Source organism: Sphingomonas endophytica (assembly GCF_014199415.1).
In the GTDB taxonomy this organism is placed as follows: domain Bacteria; phylum Pseudomonadota; class Alphaproteobacteria; order Sphingomonadales; family Sphingomonadaceae; genus Sphingomonas; species Sphingomonas endophytica.
This window is the reverse complement of the sequence record NZ_JACIJN010000009.1, coordinates 57,735-79,702: the sequence shown is the minus strand read 5'-3', so window position 1 is coordinate 79,702 and position 21,968 is coordinate 57,735. Positions and strand designations below refer to the sequence as shown.

Below are 21,968 nucleotides of genomic sequence, written 5' to 3'. Positions count from 1 at the left end.
CGAGCGGAGCGAAGCAATCCAGGGCGTCCTGGTCCGGCACTGGATTGCTTCGCTGCGCTCGCAATGACGGAAGAGCGGTTCATTTCACCGCCATTCCGCTTCTTACGTCGACCAAGAAGAAGCGGGGCCCCGGATCACGTCCGGGGCGACGGAGGGAGAGGGGCGGCGCGGCCGTCATGCGCGATCAGAAACGCCCGCGCAGGCCGGCATAGACGCTGCGGCCGAGCGTGCCGTAGCGGGCGATCGTCTCATAGCGCTCGTCGAACAGATTCTCGACGCGCGCAAACAGCCGGACGGTGCCCGACAGCGGCAGCTCGCCGCGCAGATCGACCAATGTATAGCCATCGAGCCGGGTGGCGTTGCTGGCATTGTCGAACGACTTGCCCGCAAAGCGCGCCGCGACGCCGAGCGAGCCGGCCTCCGCGAAGGTGTAGGTCGCCGACACGTTCGCGGTGTCGCGCGGGCGGCGCGGCAGCCAGTTGCCGAAGGTGCGGCCCGGCGAGCGATCCTCCGACAGCACCCAGCTGTAATTGCCGTCGAGGCTGAGGTGCTCACCGACCTGTGCGCGCGCGACCGCCTCGACGCCGCGCGCGAAGGCGCGCGCGACGTTCTGGTAATAGCCGAAGCGCTGCTCGGTGGTCGAACCCGGCACGAAGCACAGCGGATCGGCGGTGCCGGGGTTGCAGCCGGTGTAGACGATCTGGTCGCGGCTGCGGCGCTCGAAATAGGTGCCGCCGAGCGCGAAGCGACCGTCCATGAAGCGCTGTTCCGCGCCGGCTTCCCAGCCCTTGGCGCGCTCGGGGTTGAGCGCCTGATTGCCGTATTCGGAGAAGAGCTGGTACAGGGTCGGCGCCTTGAAGCCTTCGCTGTAGCTGGCGCGCAGCACGGTGCCGGTCGGCAGCAGCCAGTTCGCGCCGCCCGCGAACAGGGTCTGCGCGCCGAAGCGGCTGTGATCGTCGTGGCGCACGCCGCCATTTATGGTCAGCCCGTCGAACGGCGAGACGTTGAGCTGGCCGTAGAAGCTGGTCAGCTCGGCCCGACCGCGCGCGGGGGTGCCGAGCGCATAGGGCGGCACGAAGTCCGACGAGGCGGTGCTGAAGCGGCTGACCTCGTTCTCGACGCCGAACACCGCGTCGACCCCCTTGGTGACCGCGAGCGTGCCCTGATATTCGAGGCGATGGTTGCGACCGAGCGCGGCGAAGGTCTGTGTCTGCTCGACCTGATCGGGGTTGTAATTGTCGCGGTCGGTGTCGGTATAGCCATAGCCGAAGCGGTTGCGCAGCCGCGCGTCGAACAGGTCGATGTTGAGGCCGGCATAGCCGACGAACTCGCGGGTCAGGCCATATTCGGGGGTGTCGCCGCTGAAGCCGTCGAAGTCGTTACGGCCGTTGGCGTAGGAGCCGCGCAGGTCGGCGCTGATGCCGGGCGCGATCGTCAGGACGGCGCGCGCCTGCACGTTCTGGTTGGTGTAGCCGTCGCGTTCCGTACCGGCCTTGAGCGCGGAGATGCCGTCGGTGGTGAAGCTTTGCGCGCCGACGCGCCACGCGAGCGGGCCGGTGGTGCCGCCGAGCGCGGCGCGCGCACTGACTGTCTCGCGCGAACCGCCCTCGAGGTCGATGCTGCCCTCGAGCGCGGCGGTCGGCAGCGGGGTGACGATGTTGACGACGCCGCCGATCGCCTGGCTGCCCCACAGGATCGACTGCGGCCCGCGCAGCACCTCGATCCGCGAGGCGTCGCCGATCAGCAGGTTGGCGAAATTATAGCCGCCGCCCGGCGAGGACGGGTCGTTGATCTTCACGCCGTCGATGACGACGACGGTCTGGTCCGACTCGGCGCCGCGGATGCGCAGCGAGGTGCTGGTGCCATAGCCGCCGTTGCGCGACAGCGAGACGCCGGGGGTGCGCAGCAACAGGTCGGCCACCGACAGGTCCTGCGCGCGGTCGATCGCGGTCTTGTCGAGCACGGTGACCGCGGCGGTGACGCGATCGGCGTCGACCGGGGCGCGGTTGGCGGCGACGACGATGTCCGCGCCGGTGTCGGTGGCAGCGGCGTCGGGGCGCGGCGCTTCCTGCGCGAGCGCGGCGGTGGAGCAGAGCAGCAGCGGAAGCGCGGCGAGACGATGGAACATGCTTGGTAACCCCTTGTGACGACGTGAAGCCGGGGGCGTGCCGCCGCGCGCGGGCGCACCCGCGGCGTCGACCGCCCACGGCGGTGGTTATCGTCACGCTGGGTTCGTCCGCCGGCTTTGCGCCGTGCGGCCTTCCCGTCCGTTCGGCGCACCCTGGCCGAGCGAAGGACGATCACGAACAGGCAGGTCTCCTGGCTCACGGGTCATCGCCGATGCGCGCCGCCTTCTCAGCCCGGTGCGGGGCCAATGGCGTGTGGCGCGCGGGCTCGCCGCTTACAGTTGCAGGGGCAGCCGGGGTTCACCCGTTCCCTTTTGATCCCCGGTCAGGGGGAACCTGTCGCGGCGCGCGCCCTAGCCGGGGGCGCGGCGCGGGTCAATCGGGGCGGTGTTGCCGTGCCACGAGAACCGTCATTCCCGCGAAGGCGGGAGTCCAGAACTCTGACGTTTCGCTTCTATCGACGTACCTGCGCGTCTGGATTCCCGCCTGCGCGGGAATGACGATAGGGCCGGCGGACGAGCGGCGTCAGAACTCCACCCCGGCCTGAGCCTTCACGCCGGCGCGGAACGGGTGTTTGACCTGCGTCATCTCGGTGACCAGATCGGCGGCCGCGATCAGCGCGTCGGGCGCGTTGCGGCCGGTGACGACCAGATGCTTCATCGGCGCGCGCGCGGTCGCCACCGCTACCACCTCGTCGATGGGAAGGTAATCGTAGCGCAGTACGATGTTCAGCTCGTCGGCGATCACCATCGCGATGTCCGGGTCGGCGAGCATCCGCTGCACCTCCTCCCACGCCGTGCGCGCCATCGCCACGTCACGCGCGCGGTCCTGCGTGTCCCAGGTGAAGCCCTCGCCCATCGCGCGGAACTCGATCAGCTCGGGAAAGGCGTCGAAGATCGCCTTCTCGCCGGTGGTCATCGCGCCCTTGACGAACTGGACGACGCCGACCTTCATCCCGTGCCCCATCGCGCGCACCGCCATCCCGAAGGCGGCGGTCGACTTGCCCTTGCCCGCGCCGGTGTGGACGATCAGCAGGCCCTTCTCGACCGTCTTGCTTTCCATCATCACGCGGCGCGCGGCCTGCACGCGGCGCATCTTGTCATTGTGGCGGGCGTCGCGATCGTCGGTCATGCGCAGCGGCGTAGCGGCAAGATCACACCTCGGCCAGCACCGCCGCGATCTCGGCGACCGGTACGCCGAACACCGCCGCCAGCGCCTCCGGGGTCGCGCCGCGCGCTGCGAGCGTGCGGATGCGCTCCGGATCCCTGTCGGTGGCATAATGGCGGGTGTCGCGCTCGACGCGCTGCTCGCCGGTGCGGGCGAGCGCGCCGGTGCTCTGACGGCGGCGGGGGCGCGCTTCGCGCTCCTCGACCAGCGTGGCGCGGCGCTGCTCCTCCTCGGAGCGGCGGGCGGTGCGCGCTTCCTCGCGCAGCCGCGACGCCGCCTCGCGGTCGACCGCGCGCTGCTCGGTGCGGGCGAGCGAGCTGGCGACCCGCTCCTGCGCGCGGCGTTCGCGATCCTCGGCGCGGCGTGCCGCGCGCTCTTCCCAGTCGTTCATGCCAGCCCTCATCGAAAGCGCGGCGTCAAAGCGCCGCGCGTCGATCAGGTCAAGTCAGCGCACGTCCTCGACCTGGTCGAGGTACGCGCCATAACCTTCCGCCTCCATCTCCTCGCGCGGCACGAAGCGCAGCGCGGCGGAGTTGATGCAATAGCGCAGGCCGCCGCGATCGCGCGGGCCGTCCTCGAAGACGTGGCCGAGGTGGCTGTCGGCACCCGCCGAGCGCACTTCGGTGCGGACCATGCCGTGCGTGGCGTCGTGCAGCTCGGTCACGCGCGCCGAGTCGATCGGGCGCGTGAAGCTCGGCCAGCCGCAGTGCGACTCATATTTGTCGGTCGAGGCGAACAGCGGCTCGCCGGAGACGATGTCGACATAGATGCCGGCGCGCTTGTTGCCGAGATACTCGCCGGTGCCGGGGCGCTCGGTGCCGCTCTGCTGCGTCACATAAAATTGCTCGGGCGTCAGCTTCGCCAGTGCCTCTTCGGTCTTGGTGTAATCGGTCATGCTGTCGGTCCTTGCTGGCGGCCCGGCGCGGCGCTTCATCGGAAGAGCGACCGATGCCGCCGCGCCCACTCGGCGATGGAGATGGGGTGGAAGCCGGGCAGCCGCAACGGGGCGGGCGTTGCGCCGAGTATGCGGTCGGCGTCGTCGCGATGTTCGGCGAAGTAGCGGAACCGTGCGGCGATGCGCGCTGCCAGGTCGGCCCCCAGCGCCATCGCCACATCGTGTTCAAACAACGCGACCGGCTCGGCACGGAAGGCGATCGGACGAGCGAGCCCGATCGAGAGCTGTTCGGCCAGCCCGTCTCCGGTGACCGCCTGCGGTCCGCAGACGAGATGATCCTCGCCGTGGCGTGCCTGTTCGAGCAGCAGGATCGCCACATGGGCGGCATCGTCGACGCACGTCCATGCGATCCGCTGGTCGCGCGCGATCGGCGGCGAGACCAGCGCGCGGTCGACGATGTCGGCGCGGGCGGACGGCTTGAGCAGATTGTCGAGGTACATGGTAGGGCGCACGACGGCGAACGGAATGCCGGCGTGCCGGACAAGCGCCTCGATCGCGGCATTCGCGACGAAGCTGGCGTCCGGGCAGGGTGCCGGGCGGCTGGCGCTGCTCAGCTTGAGCACCAGCGAGCGCGTCCCGGCGGCCAGCAGCGCGTCCAGCGCCGCCTGCGCCTGCGCCATCATGCGCGGCTGCGGGCCGGCGGGTATCTGCAACACCGCGTGCGCGCAGCCGTGCGCCGCCGCCCGCAGGCTCGCCGGATCGTCGAGGTCGCCGACCACCGCGTCGCGATCGGTGGCATGGTCCGGCCGGGCGCGCATCAACGCGCGCGCGACGTGCCCACGCCGGCGCGCGGCACGGACGACGGCGCTGCCCTGAACGCCGTTCGCAAGGAAGACGAGGATGGGACCTGAGATCGACATGGCATGCTCCTGCGAGAGCCTGCCGGGAAGCCGCGTCCTGTTGGCACCCCGACAGACCCGATGATGCCGTTCGGCACCGGGACTGTCGGGGGATCACGGCACGTGCCGGACCAGAGCCTCCTGGCGGAGGGGCTTGGGCCTACCCAGACCAAGCCCGCCATTTTCGACGCGAATATGGTAGCAGCGGAAGCCGGCGGGGCAAAGCGGAGCTGACGGGTGGCGCGCCCGGAGGGATTCGAACCCCCGACCAAGGAGGTAGAAGCTCCTTGCTCTATCCAACTGAGCTACGGGCGCCCGCCGACGCGCCTAGCGCGGATTGTCGCAGGAAGAAATGGGGGGCATGATCCGCGCATGACCGAACCGATGCGCATAACCCCGATCGCGGCCGATCGGGTCGAGGCCGGGCGGCTGCGCTACTATGACATCGTCATGGCGGCCTTCGTCGCGATCCTGTTGCTTTCCAACGTGCTGGGTGCCGGCAAGGTGGCGCAGGTGTGGCTGCCGGGCATCGGCGACTGGCCGTTCGGCGCGGGCATCCTGTTCTTCCCGATCAGCTATATCATCGGCGACGTGCTGACCGAGGTTTATGGCTATGCGCGGGCACGGCGGGTGATCTGGGTCGGATTCGCCGCGACCCTGTTCATGGCCGGGATGGCGTGGGTGGTCGTCGCGCTGCCGCCCGCACCCGACTGGCGCAACCAGGCGGCGTATGAGACGGTGTTCGGGCAGGTGCCGCGGATCGTCTTCGCCAGCATGTGCGCTTTCTGGGCGGGCGAGTTCGTCAATTCCTATGTGCTGGCGCGGATGAAGGTGCTGACCGCGGGACGGCATCTGTGGATGCGGACGATCGGGTCGACGGTGGCGGGGCAGGCGGTCGACAGCCTGATCTTCTATCCGCTGGCGTTCTGGGGTGCCGAAGGGTGGACCCCGCATCTGGTGGTGGTGGTGCTGTTCACGCAATGGGCGTTGAAGGTCGGCTGGGAGGTGCTGCTAACGCCGCTGACCTATTGGGTGGTCGGCGCGTTGAAGCGCGCCGAGGGGCTGGACGTCTACGACCGGGGGACGGACTTCACGCCGTTCCGGGCGCGGGTGTGAGCCGGTGGTGGAATTACGCTGGACCGGGCGAAGCGCTGCCGACCCGGTGAAAGGCTGGGTGCCGACCGAGGATTTCGCGATCGTCGCCGCGGACGTGACGGTCGGCGCGATCGTCCTGCGGCTCGGCGATACCGAGTCGCTGCGTCGCTATGGCGGGCAGGTCGGCTATTGCGTCGCGCCGGCGCATCAGCGGCGTGGTTACGCGACCGAGGCGCTGCGGTTGCTGATGCCGATCGCGGTGACGCATGGCTTTGCGGAACTGTGGGTCACCTGCCGCCCCGGCAACATCGCGTCGCGGCGCGTGCTGGAGAAAGCGGGCGCGCGCTTCGTCGAGGTGGTGGAGACGCCCGCCGGCAGCGATCTGTTCGCGCGGGGCGATCGGGAGATGTGCCGGTATCTGCCCGAGCTGTGATCCGGCGAGGCGGAAGCGTTGGTCGCGACCTGACCGGCGAAGAGGCAGCATCGCCCCGGATCGGGTCCGGGGCGGCGGCCGCAAGGTTTACGCCCCGACCGTCTCCAGCAGCCCGGCGAACATCCGCTTGCCGTCATCGCCGCCATGCGCGGGTTCGATGCGGCGCTCGGGGTGCGGCATCATGCCGAGCACGTTGCCGTCCGCGCTGACGATCCCGGCGATATTGCGCGCGCTGCCGTTGACCGGCTCGGCATAGCGGAACGCGACCCGGCCTTCGCCTTCCAGCTGGTCGAGCGTCTCGGGGTCGGCGACGTAATTGCCGTCATGGTGCGCGACCGGGAAGCGGACCTGCTCGCCCGACTGATAGCCGCGCGTGAAGACGGTGCCGGCGTTCTCGACGGTCAGCGCCACGTCGCGGCAAACGAAGTTGAGTCCGGCGTTGCGCATCAATGCGCCCGGCAGCAGTCCGGCCTCGGTCAGCACCTGAAAGCCGTTGCAGACGCCGAGCACCTTCAGCCCGCGGGCGGCCTGTTCGCGCACCGCGGTCATGATCGGCGAGCGTGCCGCCAGCGCGCCGGAGCGCAGATAGTCGCCGTAGGAGAAGCCGCCGGGCACCGCCACCACGCCGATCCCGGCGGGCAGTTCGGTGTCGCGGTGCCACACCATGTGCGGCGCGGTGCCGGTCGCCTGCTCCAGCGCCACCGCGATATCGCGGTCGCAGTTGGAGCCGGGGAAGACGATGACCGCGGTCTTCACGCGCGCTCGATCCGGTAATTTTCGATGACGGTGTTGGCGAGCAATTGCCGGCACATCGCGTCGACGTCCGCATCGGCGGTGTCGTCGGCGACCTCCAGCTCGATCAGCTTGCCGACCCGCGCGCTGTCGACGCCCGAGAAGCCGAGCCCCGAAAGGGCGTGTTCGATCGCCTTGCCCTGCGGGTCGAGCACGCCGGGCTTGAGCGTCACGTAGATGCGAAGTTTCATGGCCGCGCGCTATGCCCCGGCGCGCGCGCCGGGGCAAGCGTGGCGGTTACTTGCCGCGGCTCTTGCGATGCTCTTCGAGGTCGAGCACCGCGGTGTCGCCACCCTCCGGCAGCAGGCCGAGCCGGCGCGCGACTTCCTGATAGGCCTCGACCTCGCCGCCGAGGTCGCGGCGGAAGCGGTCCTTGTCGAGCTTCTCGTTGGAGACCATGTCCCACAGCCGGCAACCGTCCGGGCTGATCTCGTCGGCGAGGATGATCCGGCCGTAGTCATTGTCCCAGATGCGGCCGAACTCGAGCTTGAAGTCGACCAGCCGGATGCCGACGCCCGCGAACAGCCCCGACAGGAAATCGTTCACGCGAATCGCCAGATCGGCGATGTCGTGCATCTCTTCCTGGCTGGCCCAGCCGAACGCCGCGATATGCTCGTCGGAGATCATCGGATCGCCGAGCGCGTCGTCCTTGTAATAATATTCGAGGATCGTGCGCGGCAGCTTGACGCCTTCCTCGATCCCGAGCCGCTTGCTGATCGAACCGGCGGCGACGTTGCGGACGACGACCTCGATCGGCACGATCTCGACCTGCCGGATCAACTGCTCGCGCATGTTGAGGCGGCGGATGAAGTGCGTCGGTACGCCGATATGATCGAGCAGCGTGAAGATGTGCTCGGAGATCCGGTTGTTGAGCACGCCCTTGCCGTTGATCGTGCCCTTTTTCTGGGCGTTGAAGGCGGTGGCGTCGTCCTTGAAATACTGGATCAGCGTGCCGGGCTCGGGACCCTCGTAGAGGATCTTCGCCTTGCCTTCGTAGATCTGCCGCCTGCGTGCCATGCTTGCCCTCGAAAAGAAGCGCCCCGGCGGCGCAGGTTTGCGGACGGCCGGGGCGGGGAATCAGGCTCGGCTATAGGGGAAGGGGGCGGTGGCTGCAAATCAGGCGCGCACCCAGTCTGCGCGCCAGCGACGGAAGCGCCGCCAGCCGAGGATCAGCAACCAGACGGCGGGACCGACGATCACCAGCCACGGTGTCGCGGCGATGACGAAGGTGATCGCCGACGCCGCACTGACCGCGAACGAGTCGCCGCTTTGGCCGAAGGCGGTACGAACAGGCGCCCAGACCCCACCCGCCGGGGTGACCGCATAGCCGATCGTCAGCTCGGACATGGCGACGCGCCGCTGGAGTTCGGCGCGCAGTGAGCGGGCGGCGTCGAGATCCTGCTGCACCTCGGCATAGGCTTTCTCGGCGGCGACCAGATCGCCGACGCTGCCGCCGCCGTTCTGGATGAGCCTGAACAAGCGGTCGGCGAGCGCCTGTTTGGCGCGCAACCGCGCCTCGACATCGACGACCTGCTTGGTCACGTCCTCGGCGGTGACGCGCCGCGTCTGCAAGGCGCCACCCGCGGCGGTGACGCGCGCATCGAGTTGCTGCCCGAACGTGCCGGCCAGCCGCGCGTCGACCAACAGCCGAAGGTTCCCCGCATCGTCGCCGCGCGGATTGTGGGTGACCGAATCTTCCATGACGATGCAGCGCTCGCGGGTCAGCTTGCGGCACAAGGCGAGGTGTGCGCGATGGACGGCGTCGAGCGTACCGGGATCGAGGCGATAGGCGAGATCGTAGCTATAGGCGATCTGCGGGCCGCCATCGTTCTTTGGCGCGGCGGTAGGTTCCTCGACGTCGAAGGTGCTGAGCTTGTTGCTGGTCGTCGGGCTGCCGCAGCTTGCCAGAAGCAGCGCGACGCCAAGAAGCCAGCGCTTCATCATCGACGCTCTTCCGATGTGAATGCCTTCGCAATCAACCGCTTGGTCTCCGCCCACGCCGCGGTGTCGGGCGTGACCAGCTCGACGTGGCCGGTATCCGGCACCTCATGCAGCGTCGCCGGATCACCGGCGGCGCGTGCTTTGGCGACATAGTCGGTCGCCATGCGGAACGGGATGATGCGGTCGGCGCGACCGTTGACGAGGTCCTGTGGCACGCCGAGCGGAAAGAGCCGCGGAACCGAGGTGTCGGCGTAGGGGTCGGCACGGCCGGAGCCGACCAGCTTCGCCACCACCTCGGTGCCGCAGCCGTTGTCGGGGCTGGCGGCGGTGGCTTCGAGATCGGGGAGGCCGCCGAGGCTGATGACATGCGCGATCTTGAGCGGGTCGCGGGTGGCGAGCGGACTGGTCGCGGGGAGGCGGGGGCGCGCGGCGAGCCACAGCGCGAGGTGCCCGCCCGCCGAATGGCCGACCGCGACGATGTGCGAGGTGTCGAGCCCGATGCGCGCGGCGTGGGTGCGCAGCGCGTCGGCGGCGGCCGCCGCATCGGCGAAGGTGCCGGGATAGCCGCCGCCGCTGCGGTCGACGCCGCGATAGTCGATGTTCCACACCGCATAGCCGCTGCGGCGCAGGTCGTCGGCGACCCAGTCCATCAGCCGGCGGTCGGCGATTTCGGTCTGCCAGCAGCCGCCGTGTACCATCAGCACGGTGCGATGCGGTCCCGGTCCCGCGGGCAGCCAGACATCGACCTTCTGCATCGCGTCGCTGCCATAAGCGATCGTCGCGTCGGGCGTGGCGCGCGGGCGGGCGCTGAGATCGGCCCAGGTAAGCGGCGTCGGCGGCATCGCGGTCGTACATGCCGTGGCGAGCAACGCCGCGGCAAGCGCGATCAGCTGCGGCGCTCGCGCCACAAGGCTGGCAGCGCGAGGATGGCGATACCGGCGAGGGCGATGGCGGTCTTCAGCCATGTCGCGAACGGTCCCTGGGTCTGGTCGACATAATAGACCGCATAGACGATCGCGACGTGCCAGACATAGACGTGGAGCGAATGCCGCCCGAGCAGCCGCAGGAACGCCAGCGAGAATAGCGCGCGCGCCATTTCGGCGATGCGCCGGACGCCGAGCCGGGGGTGATCCTTTCCGGCGATCAGCAGCCACGTCAGTCCGATGGTCGCGGCGACGAAGTTGATGAGGTAGATCGGCCCGAAGTCGCCGCGGATGCCGAGCAGGTCAATCTTCTCGATCAGCCATTGCGGCAGCATCCCGTAGGCGCTGAGCAGCCGCAGCGGCGCGAAGAACAGGCAGATCGCGAGCGCGACCTTCGCGGGGGTGGCGACATCGGCGCGGAACAAGCGTCGCCAGTTGACGCGTCCGGCGGCGGTCAGCGCGCCCGCGATCATGCCTGAGAAGAACACCAGCTGCCAGCCGAGCAGGTTGAAGCTGGCGCGCAGACCCTGCCCGTCGCTGGCGGTGACCAGCTGTCCTAGCGGGTCGGTGACGAAGCGCTGCATGGCGAGCTGTCCGGCGATCCACAGGATGATCGACGCGGTGGCGACCGGCACGACCCGCCCGTCGAGGCACCAGCGCACCAGTGGCGGCGCGACCAGCATGTAGAGAACATATTGCGGCAGGATGTCCATGACGGTCGGCTGGAACAGGAAGGTCGCGATCGCCGCGAGCCGCAGCGGATCGCCGGTCAGGCTGGTATGGCCGAGCCAATTGCCCCACGCCTGTGGTGCGCCGGGCAGCAGCGCGCGCGCGATCAGCACGGCGACCACGATCCCCATCGCGTATCGGTAGAGCTGAAAGGCACGCCGCCAGACCTGCGCGCGCCCCTCGTCATACCCCAGCTTGAGCATCTTGCGGCCATAGACCAGCCCGATCATCAGCCCGGACAGGAAGACGAAGCCCTGCGCATCCTCGACGAACGCCAGCTTGTTGTGATTGACGTTCTGCATCCAATACCCGCCCGTGAAGACGAGATGGTTGATGAGCATGAAGACGAGGAAGAAACCGCGCAGCCCGTCGATCAATCCGTAACGTGGCAAACGGCGGGCTCCATGGCTGTTTCAGACGGCGGCGGGACGCAGCTGCGGTGCAGTGCAGCATGACCGTGATAGCGGCCCATGCCGCCGCCGCGAACCCGTCGCGCACGCCCCGCCGCTTTTTCGCGCCGCCACGTCCCGGTTCATTCCCGTCGTCCCGCACCTGATCCGGGATCCCGCTTTTTGCGCGGGTCGTCGAACAAGCGGGGCCCCGGATCAAGTCCGGGGCGACGCAGCAGGGGTTCGGCGAGCGATGCTAATCGTGGCAGGCGCGCGGCGGAGCCTGCCACGGCGCGGCGAATTGCCGGCGGTGGAGACGCGCCATGCCCGCCAGCGTGCGCTGAACGAAGCGGTGAATGATGCGGGAGAGTTGCCGGTGATGGGCGACGTAGACCTGGCTTTCGAACTCGGCGTTCATGTCCATGCTCCTTCGCTAGACCCCAGGGATGATGCGCCGCAGCACCGATCCGCGCCAACAAAGCGATGGACGAAGTTGATAAGTGCGCCTTATCGTTGAGAGATGCGCCACCTGCCGCCGCTCGCCGCCGTCCGCGTGTTCGAGGCGGCCGCGCGCCACGAGAATTTCACCGTCGCCGCGGCGGAGCTGGGGATGACGCAGGCGGCGGTCAGTTATCAAATTCGCCTGCTTGAAGAACGGCTTGGCCTGCCGCTGTTCCGGCGCGAACGGCGGCGCGTGGTGTTGACCGAGGCCGGGCGTCGCGCCGCCGCGCAGCTTACCGCGGCGTTCGACTCGATCGACGCCGCCTTCGCCGGGCTGCGCGTCGAGGACGAGGCGGTGCTGACCGTCTCGACCACCAACACCTTCGCGAACCTGTGGCTGGCGTGGCGACTCGGCGGCTTCCAGCTCGCGCATCCCGACACGGCGGTGCGGATGCTCACCGACAACCGGCTCGCCGACTTCGCCGCCGACGAGATCGATGTCGCGATCCGCTCCGGCGCAGGCGGGTGGCCGGGGCTCGCCGCGCACCGGCTGATGACGCTCGACTTCACCCCGATGTGCGCGCCCTCGTTCCTTGATGACCATGGCGGGCGACTCGAACCCGCCGATCTGCTCCAGCTGCCGCTCATCAGCGCGCACGATCCATGGTGGGCGACATGGCTGCGTGACGCCGGGCTGGACGTGGTCGCGGCGCGGCACACCGGCATCCGGCTCGATTCGCAAGCGCACGAGGGACGCGCCGCAATCGCCGGGCAGGGGGTGGCGATGCTCACGCCGCTGTTCTGGCAGAACGATCTCGCCGCCGGGCGGCTGGTGCAGCCGTTCGCGCGTGTCGGGCGCGACGGCGAAGCCTATTGGCTGGTCTATCCCGAGGCGCGGGCCAGGGTGGTCAAGATCAAGCGCTTCCGCGAATGGCTGCTCGCCACGCTCGGCGATTCACCGCGCTGACGCGCGGAACGGTTGTGGAACGTCGCCCCGCGCTGCTACCACCCGCGCCGACATGGCCACCGACCTCTCCGACAACCCTCCGATCGGCATCCTCGACGCCCCGTTCGACAGTGCGCTGAGCGAGCGGTATCTCGTCTATGCGCTGTCGACGATCACCGCGCGGTCGTTGCCGGATGTGCGGGACGGCCTGAAGCCGGTCCACCGGCGGCTGCTGTGGGCGATGCGGCTGCTCAAGCTCGATCCGGCTTCGGGCTACAAGAAGTGCGCGCGCGTCGTCGGCGACGTGATCGGTAAGTACCATCCGCATGGCGACCAGTCGGTCTATGACGCGATGGTACGGTTGGCGCAGGATTTCGCGCTCCGCTATCCGCTGGTCGACGGGCAGGGCAATTTCGGCAACATCGACGGCGATAACGCCGCTGCGTACCGTTACACCGAGGCGCGGCTGACGCAGGTCGCGATCGACCTGATGGACGGGCTGGACGAGGACGCGACCGAGTTCCGCCCGACCTATAACGGCGAGGAGCAGGAGCCCGAGCTGTTCCCCGGCGCCTTCCCCAATCTGCTCGCGAACGGCGCGAGCGGGATCGCGGTCGGGATGGCGACCAGCGTCCCGCCGCACAATGCCGCCGAGCTGATGGACGCCGCGATCATGCTGATCGACCGGCCCGACGCCGACGATGCCGCGATCCTCGAACATGTGAAGGGGCCGGACTTTCCGACCGGCGGCTTGCTGGTCGACCCGCCCGCAATCATCGCCGAATGTTATGCGACGGGGCGCGGGGCGTTCCGGGTGCGCGCGCGGATCGAGAAGATCGCCGAGAAGGGCGGCGGCTGGCATCTGGTCGTTTCCGAGATTCCGTATGGCGTCGCCAAGGGCAAATTGATCGAGCAGCTCGCGGCGCTGATCGAGGACAAGAAGCTGCCGATCCTCGCCGATGTCCGCGACGAATCGGACGAGCAGGTGCGGATCGTGCTGGAGCCGCGCAGCCGCACCGTCGACGCGCAGGTGTTGATGGACGGGCTGTTCCGGCTGTCCGACCTGGAGACGCGCGTCCCGCTCAATCTCAACGTGCTCGACAAGGAGCGGACGCCGCGCGTGATGTCGCTGCGTGCGGCGCTGGCGGCGTGGGTCGAGCATCAGTTCGTGGTGCTGCAACGCCGTACCGAGCATCGGCTGGGCAAGATCGCCGACCGGCTGGAATTGCTAGGCGGCTATATCGTCGCCTTCCTCAACCTCGACCGCGTGATCGAGATCATCCGCACCGAGGACGAGCCCAAGGCGGTGATGATCGCCGAGTTCCAGCTGACCGACCGCCAGGCCGAGGCGATCCTCAACATGCGGCTGCGCAGCCTGCGGCGGCTGGAGGAAATGGAGCTGAAGCGCGAGCAGGCGGCGCTGGAGAAGGAGCAGGCGACGCTGACCGCGTTGCTCGGCTCCGAGGCGAAGCAGCGCACGCGGCTCAAGGCCGATTTCCGCAAGGTGCGCGACCGCTACGGCCCCGAGACCGCGCTGGGCAAGCGGCGGACCGAGCTGCGCGAACAGGCGGCGGCGCGCGACATTCCGCTGGAGGCGATGATCGAGCGCGAGCCGATCAGCGTGATCCTGTCCGCGCGGGGCTGGATCCGCGCGATGAAGGGGCATGTCGACCTCTCCGCGCCCGAGACGCTGAAGTTTAAGGAGGGCGACGGCCCGGCCTTCGCCTTCCATGCGCAGACCACCGACAAATTGCTGCTCGCCGCGGGCAACGGGCGGTTCTTCACGCTGGCGGCCGACAAATTGCCGGGCGGGCGCGGGTTCGGCGAGCCGGTGCGCGCGTCGATCGATCTCGACGGCAGCGTGCCGATCGTCGCCTTCCTGAGTGCGGCGCGCGCGGCGCGGCTGCTGGTCGCGGCGAGCGACGGGCGCGGCTTCATCGTGCCGGTGGCCGAGGTGATGGCGGAAACGCGCAAGGGCAAGACGGTGGTGACGCCGCGCCCCGGCGCGACGCTGGTGGTCGTCCGTCCGGTCGCGCCGGCCGACGATTTCGTGGCGGTGATCGGCGACAATCGCAAGCTGGCGCTGTTCCCGATTGCCGATCTGCCCGAGATGACGCGCGGGCAGGGCGTGCAATTGCAACGCTATCGCGACGGCGGGTTGGCGGATGCGCGGACCCTGGTGTTCGCCGAGGGGCTGAGCTGGGCGATGGGCGGGGGCAGCGGGCGGACGCGTACCGAGGCGGACCTGTCGCAGTGGCGCACCGCGCGCGGCGCGGCGGGGCGGATGCCGCCCAACGGCTTTCCGCGCGACAATCGATTCTGACCCTGCCGACGCGTTAACCATCCGATCATCACCGCCGCCAGAGGTCGTACCGGCAGCGTATCGATTACCCCGCGTCATTTCGCGGTCTTAAAGCCGCCCTTAACCCTTCGGCCCTAGTCAAGACCGTGATGGCAACGCGTGCGACTTGGCTGATGCGGCAAACGGCGACTCTGCGCGAGTCGCCCGGTCTGACCGCGCAGCAGGGCTCGATGGAGCTCGTGCCGATCCCGCTCGCGCTGGCATCGCTGGCGGAGGGGCGCGCGCGCTTCGAGGTCCACAACCGCGCCTTTTCCCGCGCGCGGCTGCTCGACGAACCGAACCTCAAGCCGATCGTCGAAACCTTCCTCGCCTCGGCAGCCGAAAACGAGGAACGCGATTGGCAGACCGGCGCGGCGGTCGAGCGGCGGCATTACCGCCTGACGCTGTCGCGCCTGCCGCAACGCGCCGATCCGGCGTGCATCGTGTCGTTCGTCGACCAGACCGCCGAGGTGCGCACCGAGGAAACGTTGCGCCGCGAGATGTCGACCGACAGCCTGACCGGGCTGCCGAACCGCGGCGGCTTCACCGACGCGCTGGAGGCGAGCATCGCGCAGGGCACCGCCTGCTGGGCGGTGCTGATGATCGACCTCGATCGCTTCAGCCGCTTCAACGCCTGCCTGGGCTCGCTGACCGGCGACGAATTGCTCATCACCGTTGCGCGGCGGATCAAGGGCGCGCTGCGCCACCGCGATACGCTCGCGCGGACCGGCGGGGACGAATTCGGCGTGCTGCTGACGATCGATGCCGGGCGCGAAGAGGCCGATCAGGTCGCGCGCCGCATCCGCGACGCGCTGGCGACGCCGTTCCGGCTGAGCGAATATGAGCTGCGCGTGTCGTGCGCGATCGGCATCGCGTTCGGCGACGCCGGGGTCAGCGATGCCGAGGACGTGATCCGCCACGCGCAGGTCGCGATGAAGAAGTCCAAGGCGACCAAGAACGCCGAAGCCTATCAGACGCGCGCGCTCGACTCGGCACGCGCCGAATTCGCGATGGAAACCGCGCTGCGCCGCGCGATCGAGAGCGAGCAGCTCAACCTCGTCTACCAGCCGATCTGCGATCTGGGCACCGGGCGCGTCAACGGCTTCGAGGCGCTGGCACGCTGGACCGACGAACAGGGTGTCCGCCACGAACCGGGCCGGTTCATCCCGGTCGCCGAGGAATCGGGGCTGATCGTGCCGCTCGGCCGCTGGGCGCTCGACAGCGCACTGCGCACGCTGGCGGACTGGGACCGGCGCGCCGGGGGCGATTGCGGGGTGACGGTGGCGGTGAACCTGTCGCCGATCCAGTTGCAGCGCGATTCGATCGCGGGCGTCGTGCGGCGTGCGCTCCACGACAGCGGGCTGGCTGGCGCACGGCTCAAGCTGGAGATCACCGAGAGCGCGCTCATCAACGATCCCGACCGGATCGCGCGCGTGCTGACCGGGCTGAAGGAAACCGGCGTCTCGATCGCGATGGACGATTTCGGGACCGGTTTCTCGAATCTCGCCTCGTTGCAGAAGCTGCCGATCGACGTGCTCAAGATCGACCGCAGCTTCGTCACCGGGCTGCTGACCGACCGAGACAAGGTGGCGATCGTCCGTGCGATCCTCGGGCTGGCGCAGGCGCTGGGGATGGACACGGTCGCCGAGGGGATCGAGGCCATCGACGTCGGACAGACGCTGGCCGCGCTCGGCTGCACCCTCGGGCAGGGCTATGCCTATGCGCGGCCGCTCGAACTCGATGCGGCCTATGCGTTCCTGCGCGAGCGCAACGCCTGAGCCACTTCCTCGTCCGCGATCGCCTCGACGCGGTCGCCGGCCGGGAAGCCCTCCGCGATCCAGCGATCCTCGACCGCGCGTAGCGTCCGCGCGACGTCCGGCCCCTTCGCCAGCCCGCGCGCGACCAGCGCGCCACCGCCGATCGGCAGCGCCGGGCGCTCCCACCCGACGAGCGGGCCGGGATCGGCCCCGGCGAGCAGCAGCCGGTCGATCGCGCTGTCGATGCCGACCCGGTAGCCGAGCGCACATGCGCCTTCGTCGCCGGGGCCGGCACTGGCCTGGACCAGCCGCTTGCGATCGTTGTTCGACAGCTTGAGCCGTGCGCCGACGCCCTCGGCCGCCGCCGGCGCGACCAGCGCCGCCAGCCGCCGGATCGCGTCGGGCGCGATCCCGGCCGCCGATTCGCGTGTCGCCAGCGCCGCGAGCCGCGCGACACCTGCCGCATCGATCTCGGGGAGCACCGGGCGAAAGATCCCGCGCGCCTCCATCAACGTCACCACCGGCACCGCGCCGGGCGCGACGAAGAGCTTGAGCAATTCGGCGGCGATCCGCTCGCGGCTGAGCGCCATCAGGTCATTGGCGCGCGCCACGCACGCGTCGAGCCCGTCGGCATTGATCGCGTCGCCGAAGCGCGCATGGAAACGGAAGAAGCGCAGGATGCGCAGGTGATCCTCGGCGATGCGGCGATAGGGATCGCCGATGAAGCGCACGCGCCGTGCGGCGAGATCGTCGAGCCCGCCGAACCAGTCGAACACCTCGCCGGTCAGCGGATCGGCGTAGAGCGCGTTCATCGTGAAGTCGCGCCGCGCCGCATCCTCACGCCAGTCATCGGAAAAGGCGACCACGGCATGACGGCCGTCGGTGGCGACGTCGCGGCGCAGGGTCGTGACCTCGACGACCGTCCCGTCGCTGACCGCGGTGACGGTGCCGTGCGCGATCCCGGTCGGCACCGCCTTGATCCCGGCCGCCTCGAGCCGGCGCACCACTTCCTCGGGGGCGAAGCGCGTCGCCAGATCGAGATCGGCGACCGGTAGCCCCAGCAACGAATCGCGGACGGCGCCACCGACCCAGCGCGCCATGCCGTGCGCGCCGTCGAGCGCGTCGATCAGCCGGTCGAGCCCCGGCCGCGCGCGCCAGTCGGCGGCGGGCAGCGTCACGCCGGCCATTGCAGCCGCCGCGAAAGGTTCACGATCATCCCCGCCGTCGCGCCCCAGATCCGCCGGTCGTTCCACATCATCTCCACGTAGCGGCGCTCACGGCCCTGATAGAAAGCGGTCGCCGCGCGCTGGTTGGCGGCGTCGAGCAGAAAGGCGAGCGGCACCTCGAACACCGCCGCGACCTCCGCCTCGCTCGCCACCAGCGGCAGGTCGGGGGGCACGACGCCGACGACCGGCGTGATCGCGAAGCCGGTGCCGGTGCGATACGGATCGGAGGTGCCGATCACCCGCACCGCGGCGCGGGGCAGGGCGATCTCCTCCTCGGCCTCGCGCAGCGCGGCGGTGACCGCATCCTCGCCGGGGTCGACGCGCCCGCCGGGGAACGCCACCTGCCCGGCATGACGGCGCAGCGTCTCGGTCCGCTGCGTCAGCAGCACGCCGGGGGCGGGGCGGTCGGTGATTGCGACCAGCACCGCGGCGGGGGTCAGCGTCGCATCGGCGGGATGGTCGTGATCGTCCCCCGTCAACGCGGCCCCCGTCGACGCGGCCCTCGTCGGCGCGGTCAAGGCGGCGGCGAGCCGCTCGGCGAGCGTCACGCTTGCAGCGCGAAGAACGTGCCGGCGCTCCAGACGCCGGGGCCGGCGTCGTCGCCCGCCAGCGCGCGCTCGGCGAGTTCGTAATAGACCGGACGTGCGATCAACGCTTCCAGCCCGCCACGCACATGCAGATAGGGGTGCGGCCCGTCAGCCTGCTCCGCGAAGCGCAGCGGATGCGTGGCGGAGGCGGTCACCAGCTCGCCGGTGTTGAGCCGGAACGCCAGCGTCGCATCGCGGCCCTCGCCTTCGGCCTTCATCTCCACGGCGACGAACGGCGCGTCCTCGACCGCAATGTCCAGCTTTTCGACCGGGGTGACCAGCACATAGCCGCCATCGGACTCGCGGCGCAGGATACGGCTGAACGCGCGCACCATCGCCGGGCGGGTGATCGGCGCGCCCTGATGATACCATGTGCCGTCGCGCGCGATCCGCATCTCGCTGTCGCCGCAATGCGCCGGGTTCCAGCGCTCGACCGGGGGTAGCCGGTCGCCGTCGGCGAGTCGCGCGATGTCGGCGATGGTGAGCGTGTCGAAATCGGGGGGCGGCGCCATCGGCATCGCGCCCACCTAGGGTGCGGGCGGCGTGGGGTAAAGGTCCGGGGGGAGAGGTCAGGCCGCCGCGCTGGCGTGGTGGCGCGGTCCGAGCAGGCCGGCTGTCGCGGGCACATTCGCACCGCGCGCGAGCAGCCGATGGCGCTCGACCGGGCCGGGCAGCCGCCACAGCGCGGTCGCGGCGGCGTCGAAGCCGAAGAAGCGGCCATAATATTCCGGGTCGCCGATCAAGGTCAGCGGCGGGCCGCCCGCCGCGGCGGCGAGCGCCGCCTCCATCAACCGCCGGCCCAGCCCTTCCTGCTGGCGCTCGGGCACGATCGCGACCGGGCCGACCAGCACCAGCGGCCAGACCGTCCCGTCGTCGCCGTCGAACTGCACCGGCCAGCACTGGATCGAGCCGAGCAGCGCCTCGCGCTCGATCAGCGCGAAGCTCAGCGCGGGGAGCGCGCGCGTGCCGGCGCGAAGGCGATAGGCGGTGCGGACGTGACGGTCGCGCCCGAACGCGCGGTCGAGCAATTGCTCCACTGCTTCGTCGGCGATCGTGTCGATCGGCACCATCTGGATCACGCGCGCGCTGCCTCCTGCCCGCGATCGAGGTGGACGCCCGGGCGCGGGCGCTTTAGGGCGAGCCCCGCCGCTCGGCAACGGACACGTTTCGACGGCAGCGATGGCAACCGGAATGACCGAATGAAGCTCTACGACGCCGAGCGCGCGCCCAGCCCGCGGCGCGTGCGGATCTATCTGGCGGAGAAAGCAATCTCCGTCGAGCGCGTGCTGGTCGACCTGCCGGGCGGCGCGCATCTGCAGCCCGGCTTCCTGGCGATCAATCCGCGCGGCACCGTGCCGGCGCTGGCGCTCGACGATGGCGAGGTGATCGGCGACTCGACCGCGATCTGCCGATTCTTCGAGGCGCTGCACCCCGACCCGCCGCTGTTCGGCGCGCGTCCGGTCGAGGTCGCGCGCGTCACCGCCTGGACGCGGCGGGTCGAGGCCGAGGGCTATGCCGCGTGCGTCTATGCGCTCCGCAACGTCGCGACGCGATTCGCCGATCGCGCCGAACCCGGCATCTGGCCCGCCTTGCCGCAGCTCCCCGATCTCGCCACGCGCGGCACGGTGATGTGGGAAGCGTTCGTCGCCATGCTCGACGCGCGGCTCGGCGAGACGGAATGGGTAGCCGGCGATCGGTATAGTTATGCCGACATCACCGCGCTGGTGACGGTCGATTTCGCCGCCATGGCGAAGCTGGCGCTGCCCGACGGGCTGCCGCACCTGCGCCGCTGGCACGAAGCCGCGACGGCACGGCCGAGTGCCGCCGCATGAGCTACGCGCCCGATACGCTCGAGCTCGAGGTCCATGACCTCGAGGTGCAGGTGCTGACCGGCATCTATTCCGAAGAGACGCACCTGCCGCAGCCGTTGCGCATCTCGCTGACGGTGCTGCTCGATGCGCCGGCGCATTATGCGCCGGACACGCCGCTGTCGGCATCGAAGAATTACCTCGACCTCAAGCACGCCGCGACCGACGCGCTGTCGACCGCCGGGCATTTCACGCTGATCGAGGCGGTGGCGGATCACATCGCCGACACGCTGTTCCTCCAGGACCAGCGCGTGCGGCGCGTAAAGGTGAAGATCGTCAAGCTCGCCATCGCCGAGGCCGGCGAGGCGATCGGCATCACATTGGTGCGACACCGGCGCTGACCGCGGCAGACGGCGGCGCGGCGCGGCATGGGCCGAGCTGTTCCATGACGAAGCCATAGTCGGCCTGCGCCTGTGTCGCGTCATCGGGCGAGAGCGAGGCGGTGCTCCGCTCGGGCAGCGTCGCGGGCAACGCGCAGGCGAGCCGATACCATAACAGGGTGTTGCGCTGCGGCGTCGGCGCCGAATCGTCGATGATCTCGCTCAGCGCGATCGACCAGCGCGGCTGCTCGCCGGGCCGGCGCAGGATCGACAGCGCCGCCGGGCGATTGTCGCGGGTGCGCAGGAAAATCTGCGTCTCGCCTTCGCCGGGCAGCGCGCCGGGGACGTGAAAGGCGTTGCCGATGTCGGTGATGACCGGCGGCGCATCGGGCGCGGCGAGTTCGGACGCGATCGCGCGCACGCGTTGCTCCAGCGCGGCGCTCCAGTCGTGCTGCGCCCCCGGCTCGACCAACTGGATTTGACCCGCCTGTCCCGCAACGGGACGCGCAAAGGCGAGGACGCGGCGCTTCTTGAGCGAGGGGACGCGGCCGCGCCAGTCGGGCGACACGTCGACCACCCAGCCGACCCGCGCCGGGATCGCGCTGGCCCCGCGCACCAGCGTGATGACGTCGGCCTCGACATAGAAGCGGGTCTTGCCGGGCGCGAGGCCGGCGGCCTCAGCCCCCTTGATTCGCGAGGCGGAGCGAATCGTCGCGTCGACCACCAGCGGGCTGGCGATCACCAGATCGGCGAGATCGGCATAGCCGAGCGAAGGCGCGGCCGGCGCGGCGGCGGGGGCCTGCTGGGCGAGGGCGGCGCCGGGCGCGAACGCCGGCGCCAGCAGCGCCGCGGTGGGAAGCAGGAAAAAAATGCGCTTGGTCATGACGCATGGGATAGACGCGGGCGCACAAACGATACAGAAATAAAAACGTCGCAGTCCTGCTGTACGTTTGTTGCGTCCGACAAAGCGTTTGCGCTCCCAAAAGGGGCGAGATAGGACTTGTGTGTCTGTAGGTAGCCTATTGGCGCTACGGAAAGGTTAACAACCCGGCCGGATTCCGATCCGGTCACGCCACGGGCCGCAGGATGAGGG

General features: G+C 69.7%; 24 protein-coding genes, 1 tRNA gene and 1 riboswitch. Of the genes, 7 read left to right on the top strand and 18 right to left on the bottom strand.

The features are described from left to right. Positions 1-184: 184 nt before the first annotated feature. From FHS97_RS13460 to FHS97_RS13435, 6 genes are all read right to left on the bottom strand, one after another. The gene (locus FHS97_RS13460; RefSeq protein WP_184038783.1) at positions 185-2,128 is read right to left on the bottom strand and encodes a TonB-dependent receptor plug domain-containing protein; all 1,944 of its coding nucleotides are present in this window, start codon (positions 2,126-2,128) and stop codon (positions 185-187) included. A 164-nt stretch (positions 2,129-2,292) separates the two neighbouring features. Further along, positions 2,293-2,481: riboswitch (cobalamin riboswitch) on the bottom strand. A 170-nt stretch (positions 2,482-2,651) separates the two neighbouring features. Beyond that, a complete protein-coding gene (cobO, locus tag FHS97_RS13455) occupies positions 2,652-3,257 on the bottom strand; it encodes a cob(I)yrinic acid a,c-diamide adenosyltransferase (RefSeq protein WP_184038779.1) in 606 nt (201 codons plus the stop codon). A gap of 22 nt (positions 3,258-3,279) precedes the next feature. Next, positions 3,280-3,684: a hypothetical protein gene (locus tag FHS97_RS13450; RefSeq protein WP_184038775.1), complete on the bottom strand. Its 405-nt coding sequence runs from the start codon at positions 3,682-3,684 to the stop codon at positions 3,280-3,282. Positions 3,685-3,738: 54 nt separating this feature from the next. Next, positions 3,739-4,188 carry a peptide-methionine (R)-S-oxide reductase MsrB gene (gene msrB, locus FHS97_RS13445; protein ID WP_184038771.1) on the bottom strand — a complete coding sequence of 150 codons (450 nt, stop codon included), beginning with the start codon at positions 4,186-4,188 and terminating at the stop codon, positions 3,739-3,741. Positions 4,189-4,223: 35 nt separating this feature from the next. Continuing rightward, positions 4,224-5,108, bottom strand: coding sequence for an SDR family oxidoreductase (locus FHS97_RS13440; RefSeq protein ID WP_184038766.1), 885 nt, complete (start codon positions 5,106-5,108; stop codon positions 4,224-4,226). Between the two features lie 217 nt (positions 5,109-5,325). After that, positions 5,326-5,402: transfer RNA gene (locus FHS97_RS13435), tRNA-Arg, on the bottom strand. A gap of 57 nt (positions 5,403-5,459) precedes the next feature. Between FHS97_RS13435 and FHS97_RS13430 the strand changes: the two genes are divergently transcribed. Beyond that, positions 5,460-6,203: a queuosine precursor transporter gene (locus FHS97_RS13430; RefSeq protein ID WP_184038763.1), complete on the top strand. Its 744-nt coding sequence runs from the start codon at positions 5,460-5,462 to the stop codon at positions 6,201-6,203. A 7-nt stretch (positions 6,204-6,210) separates the two neighbouring features. Further along, on the top strand, positions 6,211-6,615 hold the full coding sequence (locus tag FHS97_RS13425) for a GNAT family N-acetyltransferase (RefSeq protein ID WP_184038759.1): 405 nt from the start codon (positions 6,211-6,213) through the stop codon (positions 6,613-6,615). A gap of 87 nt (positions 6,616-6,702) precedes the next feature. Here the strand turns inward: FHS97_RS13425 and purQ are convergent, their stop codons facing one another. The 7 genes from purQ to FHS97_RS13390 form a co-directional block, all read right to left on the bottom strand. Continuing rightward, positions 6,703-7,371, bottom strand: a complete 669-nt coding sequence (gene purQ, locus FHS97_RS13420; protein WP_184038755.1) for a phosphoribosylformylglycinamidine synthase subunit PurQ — start codon at positions 7,369-7,371, stop codon at positions 6,703-6,705. Beyond that, entirely contained in the window at positions 7,368-7,598 is a 231-nt protein-coding gene (gene purS / locus FHS97_RS17560) for a phosphoribosylformylglycinamidine synthase subunit PurS (protein ID WP_028967004.1), read from the bottom strand. Before purS ends, purQ begins: the two co-directional genes overlap by 4 nt. A gap of 46 nt (positions 7,599-7,644) precedes the next feature. Beyond that, positions 7,645-8,424 carry a phosphoribosylaminoimidazolesuccinocarboxamide synthase gene (gene purC / locus FHS97_RS13410; protein WP_159756296.1) on the bottom strand — a complete coding sequence of 260 codons (780 nt, stop codon included), beginning with the start codon at positions 8,422-8,424 and terminating at the stop codon, positions 7,645-7,647. A 99-nt stretch (positions 8,425-8,523) separates the two neighbouring features. Continuing rightward, entirely contained in the window at positions 8,524-9,348 is an 825-nt protein-coding gene (locus tag FHS97_RS13405) for a DUF4349 domain-containing protein (protein ID WP_184038751.1), read from the bottom strand. Continuing rightward, positions 9,348-10,256, bottom strand: a complete 909-nt coding sequence (locus FHS97_RS13400; protein ID WP_343053456.1) for an alpha/beta hydrolase — start codon at positions 10,254-10,256, stop codon at positions 9,348-9,350. Before FHS97_RS13400 ends, FHS97_RS13405 begins: the two co-directional genes overlap by 1 nt. Then, positions 10,235-11,392 (bottom strand): OpgC family protein, encoded by a 1,158-nt coding sequence (locus FHS97_RS13395; protein WP_184038748.1) that lies wholly within the window; start codon positions 11,390-11,392, stop codon positions 10,235-10,237. Before FHS97_RS13395 ends, FHS97_RS13400 begins: the two co-directional genes overlap by 22 nt. A 253-nt stretch (positions 11,393-11,645) precedes the next feature. Continuing rightward, positions 11,646-11,807, bottom strand: coding sequence for a hypothetical protein (locus FHS97_RS13390; protein ID WP_184038745.1), 162 nt, complete (start codon positions 11,805-11,807; stop codon positions 11,646-11,648). A gap of 102 nt (positions 11,808-11,909) precedes the next feature. On the opposite strand from FHS97_RS13390, the gene gcvA reads away from it, so the two are divergent. The 3 genes from gcvA (at position 11,910) to FHS97_RS13375 (ending at position 16,895) form a co-directional block, all read left to right on the top strand. Then, complete coding sequence (gcvA, locus tag FHS97_RS13385) at positions 11,910-12,797, top strand: transcriptional regulator GcvA (protein WP_184038743.1); 888 nt, start codon at positions 11,910-11,912, stop codon at positions 12,795-12,797. Between the two features lie 52 nt (positions 12,798-12,849). Continuing rightward, complete coding sequence (gene parC / locus FHS97_RS13380; RefSeq protein WP_184038740.1) at positions 12,850-15,099, top strand: DNA topoisomerase IV subunit A; 2,250 nt, start codon at positions 12,850-12,852, stop codon at positions 15,097-15,099. Positions 15,100-15,251: 152 nt separating this feature from the next. After that, complete coding sequence (locus FHS97_RS13375) at positions 15,252-16,895, top strand: putative bifunctional diguanylate cyclase/phosphodiesterase (RefSeq protein WP_246346671.1); 1,644 nt, start codon at positions 15,252-15,254, stop codon at positions 16,893-16,895. Here FHS97_RS13375 and FHS97_RS13370 read toward each other — a convergent pair. The 4 genes from FHS97_RS13370 to FHS97_RS13355 are packed head-to-tail and all read right to left on the bottom strand — an operon-like array spanning position 16,865 to position 19,766. After that, positions 16,865-18,061, bottom strand: coding sequence for a CCA tRNA nucleotidyltransferase (locus tag FHS97_RS13370; protein ID WP_184038733.1), 1,197 nt, complete (start codon positions 18,059-18,061; stop codon positions 16,865-16,867). The genes FHS97_RS13375 and FHS97_RS13370 overlap by 31 nt on opposite strands. After that, on the bottom strand, positions 18,049-18,648 hold the full coding sequence (locus tag FHS97_RS13365; protein ID WP_184038731.1) for a CoA pyrophosphatase: 600 nt from the start codon (positions 18,646-18,648) through the stop codon (positions 18,049-18,051). The genes FHS97_RS13370 and FHS97_RS13365 overlap by 13 nt, the downstream gene beginning before the upstream one ends. Beyond that, positions 18,645-19,205 (bottom strand): DUF1285 domain-containing protein, encoded by a 561-nt coding sequence (locus tag FHS97_RS13360; RefSeq protein ID WP_184038730.1) that lies wholly within the window; start codon positions 19,203-19,205, stop codon positions 18,645-18,647. The genes FHS97_RS13365 and FHS97_RS13360 overlap by 4 nt, the downstream gene beginning before the upstream one ends. A gap of 51 nt (positions 19,206-19,256) precedes the next feature. After that, entirely contained in the window at positions 19,257-19,766 is a 510-nt protein-coding gene (locus FHS97_RS13355; RefSeq protein WP_184038729.1) for a GNAT family N-acetyltransferase, read from the bottom strand. Between the two features lie 120 nt (positions 19,767-19,886). Here FHS97_RS13355 and FHS97_RS13350 point away from each other — a divergent pair, with 120 nt between their 5' ends. After that, on the top strand, positions 19,887-20,519 hold the full coding sequence (locus FHS97_RS13350) for a glutathione S-transferase family protein (protein WP_184038728.1): 633 nt from the start codon (positions 19,887-19,889) through the stop codon (positions 20,517-20,519). Then, entirely contained in the window at positions 20,516-20,896 is a 381-nt protein-coding gene (locus tag FHS97_RS13345; RefSeq protein WP_184038726.1) for a dihydroneopterin aldolase, read from the top strand. The genes FHS97_RS13350 and FHS97_RS13345 overlap by 4 nt, the downstream gene beginning before the upstream one ends. Here the strand turns inward: FHS97_RS13345 and FHS97_RS13340 are convergent. Continuing rightward, the gene (locus FHS97_RS13340) at positions 20,871-21,758 is read right to left on the bottom strand and encodes a hypothetical protein (protein ID WP_246346669.1); all 888 of its coding nucleotides are present in this window, start codon (positions 21,756-21,758) and stop codon (positions 20,871-20,873) included. The two genes, FHS97_RS13345 and FHS97_RS13340, sit on opposite strands and share 26 nt — an antisense overlap. Positions 21,759-21,968: the final 210 nt, after the last annotated feature.